This window comes from Vibrio inusitatus (assembly GCA_024346935.1).
In the GTDB taxonomy this organism is placed as follows: Bacteria; Pseudomonadota; Gammaproteobacteria; order Enterobacterales; family Vibrionaceae; genus Vibrio; species Vibrio inusitatus.
In genome coordinates this window covers 179,602-194,950 of record AP024879.1, presented here as the reverse complement: position 1 = coordinate 194,950, position 15,349 = coordinate 179,602, and the positions used below count along the sequence as shown (strand labels likewise).

Genomic DNA, 15,349 nt, shown 5'->3' with positions numbered 1-15,349 from the left:
TCCGCAGGGCGACTAGCCAATGGCTACGGTATCAAGAAGCTCATCAATGATCTGTTTTGCAGAAATCCCTTCTGCCAGTGCGTCGTAACTTTGAGTAAGTCTGTGACCAAGAACCCCGTGCGCTACCGCTCGAACATCATCTGGCTGCACATAGTTTCTTCCTTGAAGCCAAGCATAGGCGCGTGAGCATTTATCGAGAGCTATAGTCGCGCGCGGACTTGAGCCTACTTGAATCCAGCGAGATAGATTTGATTCGGGATAACGATTGGTATGGCGAGTGGCCATCACAAGGGCAACGATATACCGCTCTGCGATCTCAGATACTTCAACTTTAGCAATTTCCTCTCTCGCCTTGAGCACATGGATTGGGTCAATCGAGGGGATATTCTGTTGTTGTACACGAGTGTTATTTGAAGTTTCTTCAGATCGCACCAATCGCATGATATCCATCTCAGCATCATCATCAGGATAATCAACCGTTACCTTTAAAATAAATCGGTCCATTTGCGCTTCTGGCAAAGGGTAAGTCCCTTCTTGCTCTATCGGGTTTTGTGTTGCTAATACCATGAAAAGATCTGGCAATTGGTGCGTCTGCTCACCTACAGTGATCGTTCCCTCTGCCATCGCTTCGAGTAACGCTGCCTGAACCTTTGCGGGCGCACGGTTTATTTCATCTGCTAATACAATGCTGTTGAAGATAGGGCCTGGCTGAAAGTGCAGTTGTGGCTTGCTCTTTCCCGAACCATCATCAAGTTCTTGATAGACCTCGGTACCTGTAACATCTGAAGGTAAAAGGTCTGGTGTGAACTGAATACGACCAAATGATGAATGCAGCGCATCCGCTAAGGCTTTCACTGAGCGCGTCTTTGCTGTTCCCGGAAGCCCTTCTAACAACACATGACCATTAGTAAGTAAACCTAACACTAGAGATTCAACAACGTGTTGCTGCCCAACCACAGACTGCTCTACCTGAGATACTAACGCTGCAACCGCTTCTTGTGACGCACTCATAATTTATCCTCAAACATCGAATTACTCTATTCTACGCAAGTTAAACATAACTAATGGTTATACTAATTCGTCGTTATAGCTTAGCTCGCAATTCGTTAATCAATTGTGGAGAGGCGTATTTTTCAAGTTCCTTGAGACACTGTCGAGCTTGGAACTCAACACTCGGATCTTTGCTGTATTTCACCAACATTTCACATCGAGCATAAAGCTGTTGCGGATTACCACTGATTCGAAAAGCTTTATCAATTGCTTGAGATGCCTGTGGCACACTTGTCGATTCCAGAGACAGTCCATATAGGTACCAATACTGCGCATTATCTGGTTCAACTTCTGTGGCTTTTTGCAGATAAAGAGTAGCTTGGTTATTTTTTCCTTGGCGTAATAAAGACAACGCGGCACTGTAGCGTAATGCACCAGATTTTGGTTGTGCCTCAATGCCTTGTTCAAGGGTTGAAAACACTTGCTGCTCTTTTCCTTGTACACGATAAATATCAGCGAGGTTCACATAACTATTTGCAAAATAAGGTTCAACAGCAATTGCCCCTTTATACTGCTCAATCGCCTGTTCAAAATTGCCTTGTGCTCTATACACATTCCCTAAGTTAGTCCGTCCAAAGCCTCTGTCGGAGTTAAACTCCTGTATCTCTATGTACTCTTGTAACGGCTTGTTGAGTGCTTGCTTTTGCTGTTGATTTAACTCAGGCCAATAGACCACAAGTGCACTCGCCGCTTCAGTACGCACTCCTAACACTTTGTCTTTCAACAATGGTGCTAGTATTTGCCAACGATCCCTCGCTTCAAAGCTTGCAGAGCCTTGCACCGCAGACCCGCGAATCAACTCACTGTCATGTTTCACAGCTCTTGCTAGCGCTACTGTGGTATTTTTACTTTGGTAGGGAGCTAAACGGCTGATCGCGGAGGCACGAATGATGTCCCTTTGCGTGCTATCTTGCGCAGTATAGGCCAACGCTTCTTCGGCGCCTTGATAACCGATCTCGGCTGCATAAAATGCCACGGCAAAATGTTGTTGGTTTTGATGCTTTGAATTAGGGAACCATTTAGCTAGGGACTCAGATGCCCATTCATTGGTTTGATCCTCATGACAAGAGGTGCACACATTCGGTGTACCTAAGTGAGTACTCAAATCTGGCCTTGGTATCTGCCAGCTGTGGTCTCGTCTTGGATCAACCTGCATGTAGGTCGTTTCCGGCATATGGCAGGTGGTACACTTGGACGCTTCAGAGTCTTTATCGTGGAAAGTATGATTGTTGGGTGAAAATTGGGTTGGTAAATGACACTGGCTACATACCGCCTCTTCGGCTATTTCCAATTTCGCCGTATGTGGATTGTGACAGTTAGTACAACTCACCCCTTTGTCTGCCATCTTAGATTGAAGAAACGAACCATAGACATAATCTTCATCAAAGATTTGCCCGTCAGCATGATAAAGCTCTGGAGTAATCAGGCTCAGTCGATAACGATCAAGTAAGGTGCTCTGTACATGGTCTTCCTTTTCTGTCAGTTGCGTACGACGACTGTGGCACTGGGCACACATTGTCATTTGATCGGTAGGGTGAATACTCTTGGGTTGCAGGGCTGGCATGTTTTCTTCAAACACCCACTCTTTTACTGCTTTTGAAAGGTCGCGATCAAAGCCAAAATGCGCGGCCTGACTGGACTTATCGCCATTTGCCCACGTCATATGATCCTGCCCTTTCCCGTGGCATGCCTCACAACCTACATTGATTTCAGACCAAGTGGTAGCGTAGGTGTCTTTTTGAGAATCGTAGTTCTTTTCTAGATTGGTCGAGTGACAGTCGGCACACATGAAATTCCAATTCTGCCCAGAGTTAGTCCAGTAAAACTCATCAGTTGGTGTCAGGTCTGGATAAAGATGAAACCAGCGCTGACCGCCCTCTTCTTTTGAGCGAGAGTCCCAAGCAAATGGAATTAATTGAACACGGCCATCCTCAAACTCAACCATGTATTGCTGGAGAGGATCATGGCCGAAGGTATATTTGATCTGATAGTCACGATATTGACCGTCGTCGCCCTGTATATTGACCCAATACTGTTTGTCCTTTTTGAAAAAACGATTTTCAACTCCAGCAAACTCAAAGGTAGCATTATCAAAATTACCCAATACACTCGCTTCGTCCGCGTGCTTCATTGCCATTTCATGGTCTGAACCTAACCACTGTTGATATTCTTTCTGATGGCAATCAAGGCAAGCTTTGCTTCCGACAAAACCTGAATTCTCAGCTTGCGCAAGTGAAAAAGCTAAGCCAACACCCATCATTACAATGAACAAAAATAGCTTCCTGCCAACTATATTCAAAATACTACCCTTACAACTTATTAATTCTTGATTTTCCTATTTACAACAATAGCTTAAAAACAAAGACCAGAGCCAACAAATTTGGCTCTGGTCTTTGATATCGTTACTTATGTTTACTTATGTTTACTTATTTTGAGGGGTTTGCAGTTTTTCCATTACTTGATCCAAGCTAAAGCTTGCCGCTTTTTGTCTTGGTGGGAATTCCTCAAATGTGCTCAAGTACTTGCCGACGTAGGCTTGTGCAGGCACCAACATAAACGCTCGATCGAGCATCCAGTCGTAGTACGTATTTGACGTTCTGTCTGCAACTTCGTACGGGTCCATTCTTAGGTTGAAGATTTTTGGCACACGCAGTGGCGTGAACGGTTCAGACCAGATTTTAAATGTCCCTGTAGCACGCTGCTCTAAGAATACGATCTTCCACTTGTTGTAACGAAGAGCGGCAAGATCACCATCGTCGGTAAAATAGAAAATCTCTTCTCTTCGGCCTTGTTCTTCTTCACCCGTAAGGTGCGGCAAGAAGTTGTAGCCATCGAGATGAACCTTATACTTGGTTTTACCAACAGAGGTCCCTTTGAGCAGGTTCTCTTTGATTTCAGTATCACCGGCGGCGGCGGCAAAAGTGGGTAACCAGTCCATGTGGTGCATAATCTCATTCGACACACTGCCTGGTTCTATCTTACCCGGCCAGCGAACCATAGCAGGAACACGATACGCACCTTCCCAGTTAGTGTTTTTCTCTCCGCGGAACGGTGTTAAGCCTGCGTCTGGCCATGTATTCATGTGAGGGCCATTGTCTGTTGAATAAAAGACAATCGTGTTATCTGTGATGCCGAGATCATCGACTGCTTTGAGTAGTTCTCCAACATGATTATCATGCTCAACCATACCATCGGCGTAGTTACTGATACCTGTTGAGCCCGATAACTCAGGTTTCACGTGGGTTCTAAAGTGCATTCTGGTGGCATTCCACCATACAAAGAAAGGTTTTTCGGCTTTAACTGAACGCCCCATGAAATCAATAGCGGCAGCAAGAGTTTCATCATCGACCGTTTCCATGCGCTTACGTGTCAGTGGCCCCGTATCCTCTATCTTGCCGTCAGCGTAAGATTTGATAACCCCACGAGGGCCAAACTTCTTACGGAATTCAGGATCTTTCGGGTAATCGATATTCTCAGGTTCTTCCTCAGCATTGAGGTGGTAAAGGTTACCGAAAAATTCATCAAAGCCATGGGCAGTTGGCAAATGTTCGTCTTTATCACCTAAGTGGTTCTTACCAAACTGTCCTGTTGCATAGCCCATAGGTTTTAAGACTTCGGCAATGGTGACATCTTCGGGTTGGAGGCCGAGGTCGGCACCAGGCAAGCCCACCTTACTTAGTCCAGTACGAAGAACACTTTGTCCAGTAATAAAGGTCGAACGACCTGCTGTACATGACTGCTCGCCGTAATAATCGGTAAACATCATGCCTTCTTTAGCAATCCTATCTATATTTGGGGTTTTGTATCCCATTAATCCGAAGGTGTACGCACTGATATTAGATTGTCCTATATCATCACCCCAAATAACTAAGATATTCGGCTTTTCAGCTGCAACAGCAGTTGTTGCAGCCCCCATAAGCATCGACGCTATGATAGCCAACCTACTCTTGGCACCATTAAAACACTTCATATAAACTCCTTGTCATATATTCCTATAGCTCAATCACGAGAAAACGAAATAGAACTCTGCAATCCACATTAGTTGTACGCTTGGTCATTGAGTTATAGACCAAAAATCAACCATATGCGACAAGGTGTACCCGTTATTTAAGTATGCTCTGCTAATGAGTTATTAACCTGATTAACACGTGCTTCTGGAGAGTGACTATAGCCTCCAATCCAAAGATATAAACTTGGTATGACAAACAAAGTCACCACCGTGGTGAGCAACATACCGCTGAAGATAACGATACCGACAGAAAAGCGAGTTTCTGAACCTGCACCTGTAGCAACGAGCATTGGTATAGCGCCTAAAAGTGTCGTCATAGCAGTCATCACAATAGGGCGAAGACGCTGCTCTGATGCGTTAAGAATGGCTTGTTTGACATCTTGGCCACGATCTCTTAACTGATTGGCAAACTCAACAATCAAGATACCGTTTTTTGTCGCCATGCCAATAAGCATAAGCATTCCCAGTTGGGAATAAAGATTGAAACTATCCCCCGCTAGCAAAATACCAATAAGACCGCCCAATAAACCTATCGGTACGGTTAACATCACTATTGCTGGGCTTACAAAACTTTCAAACTGAGCTGCAAGCACCAAATATGAGACAAGCAGAGACAGCGCAAAGATAAGCCATACTTCACGCTGATTATCATAGTAGTCTTTAGATTCACCTGCATAGTCGTAGGTATAGCCTGGTGGTAACAGCGATGATGCTTGCTGTTCTAGATAGCTCAGAGCGCCACCTAGAGTTATTCCATCCACCAAATTTGCTTTTAGCGTAATGGACTTTTTACGTTGGTAGTGGAACAACCCACGTGCTGAAGCCACATCATTGACGGATACTAAAATATCTAAGGAGATTAATTCGCCATCGTTTGACCGCAAGTAAACCTTACTTAAATCTGCTGCTGAATTAAATTGAGCTTCGTTGGCCTTGAGGTATACATCGTACTCTTCACCTAGCTCTTCAAAACGAGTTTCTGTTGCTCCTCCGAGTAACACCTCCAAGGTAGATGCAATTTCGCTAACACTGACCCCAAGATCACGAGCGACTTCACGATTCACCGTCAGCAAAATCTCCGGGGTGGTAGGATTGTAATCAAGCTTTATGCCATCCATCTTGCCACTAGATTCCGCTGATTTTTCTAGCTCTTTAGCAATGTGGTAAATGACCTCATACTCTTCACCCTGCAATACAAACTGTACTGGCTCCCCCATTCCGCCGCCAAAACCTGGTTGGTATGGAAACACCTGTACATCGGTCACATCACGAGTCAGCTCTTTTATATGATTGACCACTTGTGTGGCATTCATATCTCTATCATTCCAGTGTTTGAGTCTGATAATAAAGAAGCCTTGATGATCAGCCCATGTACCAAAAGCGGGAGTGGAGTAATTAAGCGAGGCCACTGGGCCATCTTCAAAAGCAAGTGGCATCAAGCGATCATTGATTTGTTCCATGCTCTTGAGCATACGTTCATAGCTGGTTGCTTCTATGCCACCGACATAAACGTTCACAGCCCCTCGGTCTTCCACAGGAGCAAACGCTCGTTGCTGTTGCTGATAGACAAAATAAAGCCCAATTGAACACGTGATTAGTACAAACAAAGAGAAGGTTTTCCACTTGAGAACGGACTCTAAGCTATTGCGATAAGCAACTTGAATACGGTTCACGCCCTTATCTACGGCTAAACAAACTCGATTAGGTTCTTCTAATTCGTTTCGGAACAACAGTTCGCTGAGAACAGGCCCAAGAGTCAATGCGGCAATAGATGAAAAGCCCACAGCGGCTGATAAGATAACGGCAAACTCTGCGAACATGTTGCCCAGCTTTCCTTCTAAGAATATTAAAGGTAGAAAAGTCATGATCAACACTAGTGTGGTTGCAATCACCGCAAAGTTAAGCTCTTTGGTTCCCTTAAATGCCGCCACCATAGCCGGCGCGCCGTTTCGCCTGTGCCTTACAATATTCTCCACCACAACTATGGCATCATCCACCACTAAACCTATGGCAAGAATCAAAGCCATAAGTGTCACTAAGTTAATAGAGTAACCACACAAGTAAGCAACAGAAAATGCAGAGATAAGGGAAACAGGCACAGTTATCGCAGGGACAATCGTCGTCGATAGCCGCCCTAAAAAGAGGTACAGCACTGCTGTCACTAGCACAGCGGTTATCGCTAGCGTGATATAGACTTCTTTAATGGCCTCACGAATAAAGACAGTACTATCGTAATCAACGTGTAGCTCTACGCCTTCAGGTAAAAAATGTTTTAAAGATTTGATCTCATCCAGAACAGAATCTGATACCGTCAAAGGATTCGCTTGAGACATCGCAACGATACCTAACCCTATGCTATCAACATTATTGGCTTTAAACGTTGTAGTCTCTTTTTTCGCGCCGATGTAGACATTAGCGACATCCTTTAGCAGTACCGATTGTCCGTCTTTTTCTGCAATTTGCAGTTGTTCAAAGTCTTCGGATTTTTGATACAACCGCTCTAAACGAACCACCACATTTAGAGATTCATTCCGCACATACCCCGCAGGCAATTGTAGATTCTCAGCGCGCAGTGCTTGCGCCACATCTGTGGTTGTTAACTGACGAGCAGCGAGGTCTTCTGGGTTAATCTCTACATACAGCACTCGCTCGATCATACCCGAGGTATTAATAGCGCTGACACCCGGCACTAAACTTAGACGTTCTATTAATATTCGTTGCGCATAATCACTGAGCTCGATGCGATCATGCTTAGTACTTGTAAGGTTGAGCCACATGAAGGGGTCACCTTCACTGCTATTTTTACGCACAACAGGTTCATCAACATCATCGGGTAAACTGCCTCGTGCTCGGCTCACGGCATCGCGTACATCACTTACCGCTTGAATCATGTCGTAGCCTGACTTAAAGGTAATGTTGATGCCTGACCAACCATCCCATGAAGAGGACCAAATATAATCGATCCCATCAATCCCACTCAGTTGATCTTCAATAGGCTTAGTTATTTGACTCTCAACAATCGATGAAGCACTACCTCCATAGGGTGTCCCTACAGAAACAACACTACTTTCAACATCCGGCATTTCTCGAACAGCCAGCATACTTGCGCCAACCAAGCCAAACACAATGAAAAGAATGTTTAAGACTATCGCTGAAGTTGGGCGATATATTGCAAAATCTGACAGTTTCATAACTACACATCACCATCTGATGAGTGAGTATCCACTGTGTCAATGATTTCAACTTCTGCATTTTGACGTAATTTCACTGTGCCGCGATAAACGATTTCCTCACCAAAATCCAGTCCGTCGAGAACTTGTACTTTCTCACCCGTGCGCTCGCCGAGTATTACGATGCGTTTTTCTACAGTGCTATTTTGTACAACATACACAAAGCGTTCATGCCCTCGATACACTACTGACTGTAACGGCACGGTTACTTCAGTTTGCGTAGGCAATGGCAATTCGCCGAGCACAAGACTGCCTGGCGTTAATCGAGCCTTATCATTATCAATACGAAACTGTGCTTGAATATTTTGGGTTTGACTGTTTACACGACTATCTAAACTGGTAAGCGTTGCCTTTACAGACTTAGCGCCTTCGATACTCGATAATTTGGTTGTTTGTCCAATCCTAAGTTGGCGGAGGTACTTCGCAGGAAAAGCCACATTTAGCCTTAAGTGACTTGAGTCATCAAGTGTGGTCAATACTGATTCACTCTCTACATTTTGACCAACAGTAATATCGACTAATCCCAAGGTGCCAGAAAAGGGTGCAGTCACTCGTTTGTCTTGCAACCTTGCCTTGGCAAGTTCTAATTCAGCCTTTTGCATTTCAACATTAGCAAGCGCTGCGTCTACGTCCCCTTGTGGAACCGCGCCATTTGGTAAGAGTCGAAGTAGATTACTGTGTTGACGTTGAAGCTCTTTCAAGCTCGCTGCTTCTCGCTGAACAACGGCACGTTGATGTCTATCATCTAGCAAGAATAACAATTGTCCTTGCTTCACATCATCTCCTGACCTTACTAGAACCTTTGCGATCTTTCCTTTCTCTTCTGGTTTTATATCTACAGATTGGTGAGCAAATGTATTGCCTAGCATATGAACGTTCCGCTCAAGAGCATCCTGCCCTGCAAACGTGGTATCGACTGTTAGAGCGTTCGATAATTTCGGTGCTTCTTTTTCTGTCGTATGAAGAGAAAATGCAGAGAAGCCTGCAATGGTGATAATAACTGCAATCAGTGCGTATTTTTTCATGGTGCTTGGAAAGGCTTAATGGTGTAGAGGTGTGGCGGTATTCTACTTGTTGTGTATGAAGCTAGATAATGGGGATGTCATTATTTGATGCTTATCTCAAAATTTGCGACCGTAAATATTGCTACAAGATGCAACAAAGTTACGCTCTTTAATCTGTTCTTTCTCTGAAAGTCCCATAGCAACAATACCCACGCCCCTTCCGCTCTTTCAATTTGGCATCACCACCACCCCATTATTACTAATAGTTATAAAGTCTATAAAGCGACAACACCCATCTTGAAAATTACATTATGTGCCAACAACAGTTCAGATAAGTCATCTTTTCAGCCTGTTAGCGTTAGCTCCGTGTAACGGTAAAGTGCTTAACTCTGCTTCGCTGAACTGTCGCAATCCTTTTCCTAACCAAACGTGATGGAGTCTCAATGACTAATCAATTCAGCAAACTGGCTATAACAGCAGGAATGTTGGCTGCATCAGCATCAGCTGTCGCAGCAGACAAGCCAAATATCCTTGCCATCTTCGGCGATGATGTTGGCCTATGGAATATCGGCGCATACAACCAAGGCATGATGGGCTACGAAACGCCTAACATCGATCGTATTGCAAACGAAGGTGCACTATTTACTGACCACTACGGACAGCAATCATGTACAGCGGGTCGTGCCGCGTTCGTTACCGGTCAAGAACCATTTCGTACCGGTCTTCTTACTATTGGTATGCCAGGCTCTACCCACGGTATTCCTGAATGGGCTCCAACGGTTGCTGATCTTTTGAAAGATCAAGGCTACATGACAGCTCAATTTGGTAAAAATCACCTTGGTGATCAAGACCAACATTTACCGACAAAACACGGTTTTGATGAGTTCTTTGGAAACCTTTACCACCTCAATGCTGAAGAAGAACCAGAGACTTACTACTACCCTAAAGACCCAGAGTTCCGTAAGAACTACGGTCCTCGTGGTGTAATCAAATCTTATGCTGACGGTCGCATTGAAGATACCGGTCCTATGACACGTAAGCGCATGGAAACCGCGGATGAAGAGTTCCTAGATTCTTCTCTTGCCTTTATGGAAAAAGCGGTAAAAGCAGACAAGCCTTTCTTCATCTGGCACAACACCACTCGTATGCACGTATGGACTCGCCTTCAAGAAAAATATCAAGGTAAATCGGGCATCAGCATATACGCTGATGGCATGCTAGAGCACGATGACCACGTAGGTATTCTTCTAGACAAACTAGATGACCTAGGTATCGCGGATAACACTATCGTTATCTATTCAACCGATAATGGTGCTGAAACCGTTTCTTGGCCTGATGGCGGTGCAACACCGTTCCACGGCGAAAAAGGTACAACTTGGGAAGGCGGTATGCGTGTTCCTCAGCTAGTTCGTTGGCCTGGTGTTATTGAACCTGGTACCAAAATTAATGAGATGATGGCACACCAAGATTGGCTTCCAACGATCATGGCTGCAGCTGGCGTTCCAGATGTTAAAGAGAAATTAACTGAAGGCTACACGTCTAATGGCAAAGAGTGGCGAGTACACATCGATGGCTACAACTTCATGCCGTACTTTGAAGGAAAACAAGAGAAAGGTCCTCGTGAATCACTACTGTACTTCACGGCAAACGGCGAGCTAAATGCTATCCGTTGGAATGATTGGAAACTGCACTTTGCAACGCTAGAAGGTAACATTACTGATGCGGTGCGTTTCGAGTCTAACTGGCCAAAGATCATCCACCTACGTGCTGACCCATTTGAAAAGGCGCCACACGAATCAGGTATGTACCTACGCTGGATGGCAGATAACATGTGGTTATTCGTACCGGTTCAAGATGAACTTGGTAAATTCTTTGCAACGCTGAACAAGTTCCCTAGCCAACAGGGTCAGGTAATAAACCCTGCGGCGATCAGCCAAACTTCGTTAGGCGTGAAAGCAAAACTGAGCCAAATTGATCAGCTACAAAAGCAAATTGATGAGATGAACAAAAAATAAATCATCACACATTATTCCTCTCTGCTTGTTGGAGATTTTGCTCAGCCCTTGTGGCTGAGCTTTTTTATTCTAGGATGATGTGATAACAAGGCGTTAGGGTTCGCAACACGTTGCTATCATCTGTAGCGACTATCAAATATCTAGAAAAAAGAAGATTGAAGTAGAAGCTGAATGCGTGGATGAGTTTACTGGAAAACGCTTTACTTTTTTAAAGGTCGTGATGATTTACCACTTGAGTTATACGATAATTAATAAGAGAGAGTCTCTGGGTCTACGTCGATGAAATGAGGCAGGATCGGTTTTGCAAACTGCACTACCTTGATATGGGTCGCACCCTGCATCAAAGCCTTACAAACCCGATGCATACCATCCATTACCCGTCCTTCATGGCACAGGATAATGGGATATGTAAGGTCTGTTTGCTGGATAAGTTTGGCATGCTGCGCAATATTGCGACAGGTTGGCTTACCACCACCAAGATCATACCAAAAGGCCTCATCTAGCTCTTGGATTGTATCAAGAGGCATTAAGATTACCGACATTCCTTGCGTTATCTCGATAAGTTTAGTCACGTTCCATATAAGAAGTTCGCCATCTTTAGAACGCCTGAAATGGTATTGTTGCCTCAATTGATACCTCGTATCGATCGTTTGATATAACCAATACTAAAGCTAATCATGAGTAATCCTAGTACGATAGGGATGCCCCACAGCATGGCATTCTTAATGCTAAATGAGGGCTGATAGAGCACGTGTTCACCGTATCTAAGCACCATATACTCTTTGACCTCATCATCTGATTTGCCTGCCTTAATCAACTCGAATACTCGAAGTCGAATATCCTTCGCGACCGCAGAATTAGACTCAATTAAATTTTGATTCTGGCACATAGGACAGCGTAAGGTTTTAGCCAGATGAATTGCCTGTTTTTGTTGCGATACCGAATCAAACTCAAACAGGTCAACAGGATGGGAAATAGTTTGATAGCCTGCAGCAAATACCGCTGTTGCACAGCAGAAGCTTAATCCCCAAAATATTATCAAGCCCCTGAATGGCTTCATGCTTGATACTCCCGCGTTATAGCTCTTTTGCTACGTGAATTGAATTGTTTAGTCAGCACACCACGGACAAGTAAACCAATTCCTGCGAAAACAACTAGCAGTCCCCCCAAGCCAATCCAGCGAATAAAGGCCTTAAACTGAATTCGAACAGCGTAATGTTGAGGATCTAGCTTTTCTCCAAGCGTGATATATACATCTCCATTCCAATGCGGTGTCAAAGAAGGCTCGGTCATATTCATTACGCGAACGGGATAATGTCTCTTTTCTGGCCTTGCTATCACTGTATTTCCCGATGCATCCGCAATCTCAATGACAGCCTGTTCAGCAGTAAAGCTTGGCGCAATATAGAGCTTAGTATGTTGATAATGGATGTTGTAGTCACCAAACTGCACGCTACTTTTCGGGCCTAGCTTGGCGGTCAATTCATAAGAATAATAGCTATTCATACTGGCTCCAAAAGCCAGTATCGCAACACCAACATGAGCAACAGATACTAAATAAACCTTATATCTATATTCCTTTTTACGCACTCGTAAGCATCGAAGAACGTGAGTCACCATCAACCAAATTGCAGCCCAAGTAGTGATAAACGCATAAGTCGACCATGTGGCAGCGACCTCACTGTCATGATAGATGTAGTAACAAATAAACATCCATGCTAACAAGGCACTCACTGATACTGTAATTAGTGCTAATTTCCAAGGAAAAATGCCTGGCTGTGCTTGCCATTTAAGCAGAGGACTTAATGCCATTACCATTAGAGCAATAATGGTTAACGGTGCAAACAATAAATTGAAGTAAGGAGCGCCAACGGAGATGTTCCCTAATCCGAACAATTGATACAACATGGGGTAGAACGTACCGAGCAGGACAATCGCCGTTGCCAATACAAAGAGATTGAGAGCCCACAAGATAAAGGTGTTTTTACTAGAAAATCGTGAGATAGCGTTGGACTTAATTGACTCGACTCGATTGATTAGCAAAACATAAGCGCTTATAAACACCAAACTCAAAATACCCAGCAATGTCAGTCCTTTACTTGGGTCTACAGCAAAGGCATGCACCGAGGTTAATACCCCAGAGCGAACAATAAAAGTTCCTAGAATACTCAGACAGAAAGTCACTATCGCCAGTGAAAAGGTCCATACCTTTAACTGTCCTTGCTTTCGGCTCGCCATTACTGAATGGACTAACGCTGTTGCCGTTAACCAAGGCAAAAGGGAGGCATTTTCAACAGGGTCCCAGAACCACCAACCGCCCCAACCAAGCTCGTAGTAGGCCCATCCTGCACCGACGATAATGCCTGCGCTTAAGAAAACCCATGCCAACAGAGTATGGCGGGTTAAGCGCTCAAAGAGTTCACCTTCAGTCTTCGCCTCTATCAAATAGCCACAGGTTAACGCCAGCACAGAGGCAAATCCAACATAGCCTACATACAATAAAGGAGGATGAATGATAAGGCCTATGTCTTGTAGCATAGGGTTGAGATCTCGCCCTTCGAATGGCAACACATCATTCATTGCAAAGGGGTTAGAAGCAACCAAAGTGAACCAGCTAAAAATCGACACCAGCGCCAACATCAACCAGCTAGCATGAAAATCACTCATACTATTATTTCGTCTGGAAACCAATACAGCCCAACCTGCAATTATGGCTACCCAAAATAGCATTGAGCCTTGATGTCCCCCCCAAGTCGCGGCAATCTTAAATGGCAATGCTAATGCGCTATTTGAGTTATCCGAGACATAAGACAGAGAGAAGTCATCACTGGCAAACGCATAACTCAGCAATAACAGTGATAATCCAGCAAAAAGAAAGGCGATCGTGGAAAAAGAGCGAGAGATAACTGCAGGCACAGGCATTTGCTTGCTCTGAAAAAGGCTATGAAGACCCACTCCAGCGCCGCAACTGCTGACTACTGCTGTCAGGATCAAACAAAACAACCCTAGATTCGCTAGCATCCCATTCCCTATAAAAATAAACCCAAGTAGCTCGAACGAATCCAAGTTACTTGGGAGTTAATCAGACGGAATCTAAATAACCGTCATCTGTCCTGCATACAATACAAATGTACGTAGCATCAATACACCGATTAAGCTAAGGCTAGTGACCGTTAAGATAAAGCCATGATTGTGCTTAGTGCTAGAAGGACTAAAGTAGTTCATAGCCAATGGAAGCAACATACCTATTCCCACCACACCAAACCAGAACCAATTGGACCAGAACCCTCCACCTATGGCATTCCAAGCTGCCGCTTCGTGTTGTCCCCCAGTAAAAATAAGACCGGTGAAAAATGTCACTAATACGAATAGTTCAAACAGTACTACTGGACGTTCAAAGCTATGAATCCAAGCCACACTAGAGCTGTGTGCATCTTCTTTAAACACAAGAATGCCAAACAACAAACATGCGGCTGCACCTGATGACAAACTAGAGAACAAGAAAAGGATCGGCAGTACAGGATTGTTAAGCATTGGATACGTTTGTAACGCTGAGAGCAAGAACCCAGTGTAGGCCGCCAGAGCGATTGCTAGGAATCCAAGGAATAATTCGATACCATTTTCGAAGCGTTTGAACTTAAGAAGCAGCCCGTCAACAAACTGAAATTTACCACCCAAGAAGTCCATGATGGTGGTTCTAAAGATCATACCAATCCAAACAAACAATACCGCCATATAGACCTGGAATAGAATCACACCCATCGACATCACTGACGTCGGGTTGTAATAGATCATAATTTTCCAGAAATCTAGAGGCTTAGTCAGGTGGAAAACTAATATCAGTAGACCCACAATAATGCCAAATGGCGCAAGCCAAGCAATGGCCTTAATTATGCCGTTTTCCGATGCGTCACCCGTGATTACCTTACGTTTAAGGTATAAACCTACAATTACTGCACCTGCGGACATTCCTGCGAGGAAAAGATAGATAGCAATGATCCAATCCCACACTAAAGAGTCGAAATGAAATGCACTGTTCAT

The 15,349-nt window shown here is 44.3% G+C and carries 10 protein-coding genes; 1 reads left to right on the top strand and 9 read right to left on the bottom strand.

The window, feature by feature from the left end; all coding sequences use genetic code 11:
* Positions 1-12: 12 nt before the first annotated feature.
* From OCU48_RS14105 to OCU48_RS14085, 5 genes are all read right to left on the bottom strand, one after another.
* Complete coding sequence (locus OCU48_RS14105) at positions 13-1,011, bottom strand: AAA family ATPase (protein WP_141347095.1); 999 nt, start codon at positions 1,009-1,011, stop codon at positions 13-15.
* A 73-nt stretch (positions 1,012-1,084) separates the two neighbouring features.
* Positions 1,085-3,310, bottom strand: a complete 2,226-nt coding sequence (locus OCU48_RS14100) for a tetratricopeptide repeat protein (RefSeq protein ID WP_244312387.1) — start codon at positions 3,308-3,310, stop codon at positions 1,085-1,087.
* Positions 3,311-3,472: 162 nt separating this feature from the next.
* Positions 3,473-5,020, bottom strand: a complete 1,548-nt coding sequence (locus OCU48_RS14095; RefSeq protein WP_141347097.1) for an arylsulfatase — start codon at positions 5,018-5,020, stop codon at positions 3,473-3,475.
* 137 nt (positions 5,021-5,157) lie between these two features.
* On the bottom strand, positions 5,158-8,250 hold the full coding sequence (locus OCU48_RS14090; RefSeq protein WP_141347098.1) for an efflux RND transporter permease subunit: 3,093 nt from the start codon (positions 8,248-8,250) through the stop codon (positions 5,158-5,160).
* Positions 8,251-8,252: 2 nt separating this feature from the next.
* The gene (locus tag OCU48_RS14085) at positions 8,253-9,314 is read right to left on the bottom strand and encodes an efflux RND transporter periplasmic adaptor subunit (RefSeq protein ID WP_141347099.1); all 1,062 of its coding nucleotides are present in this window, start codon (positions 9,312-9,314) and stop codon (positions 8,253-8,255) included.
* Between the two features lie 422 nt (positions 9,315-9,736).
* Here OCU48_RS14085 and OCU48_RS14080 point away from each other — a divergent pair, with 422 nt between their 5' ends.
* Positions 9,737-11,308 (top strand): arylsulfatase, encoded by a 1,572-nt coding sequence (locus OCU48_RS14080; protein ID WP_141347100.1) that lies wholly within the window; start codon positions 9,737-9,739, stop codon positions 11,306-11,308.
* A gap of 248 nt (positions 11,309-11,556) precedes the next feature.
* Here the strand turns inward: OCU48_RS14080 and OCU48_RS14075 are convergent, their stop codons facing one another.
* From OCU48_RS14075 to nrfD, 4 genes are all read right to left on the bottom strand, one after another.
* On the bottom strand, positions 11,557-11,937 hold the full coding sequence (locus tag OCU48_RS14075) for a hypothetical protein (protein ID WP_141347101.1): 381 nt from the start codon (positions 11,935-11,937) through the stop codon (positions 11,557-11,559).
* Complete coding sequence (locus OCU48_RS14070; protein WP_141347102.1) at positions 11,934-12,368, bottom strand: cytochrome c-type biogenesis protein; 435 nt, start codon at positions 12,366-12,368, stop codon at positions 11,934-11,936. Before OCU48_RS14070 ends, OCU48_RS14075 begins: the two co-directional genes overlap by 4 nt.
* A complete protein-coding gene (locus tag OCU48_RS14065) occupies positions 12,365-14,329 on the bottom strand; it encodes a heme lyase CcmF/NrfE family subunit (RefSeq protein ID WP_141347103.1) in 1,965 nt (654 codons plus the stop codon). The genes OCU48_RS14070 and OCU48_RS14065 overlap by 4 nt, the downstream gene beginning before the upstream one ends.
* A 72-nt stretch (positions 14,330-14,401) precedes the next feature.
* On the bottom strand, positions 14,402-15,349 hold the full coding sequence (gene nrfD, locus OCU48_RS14060) for a cytochrome c nitrite reductase subunit NrfD (RefSeq protein ID WP_141347104.1): 948 nt from the start codon (positions 15,347-15,349) through the stop codon (positions 14,402-14,404).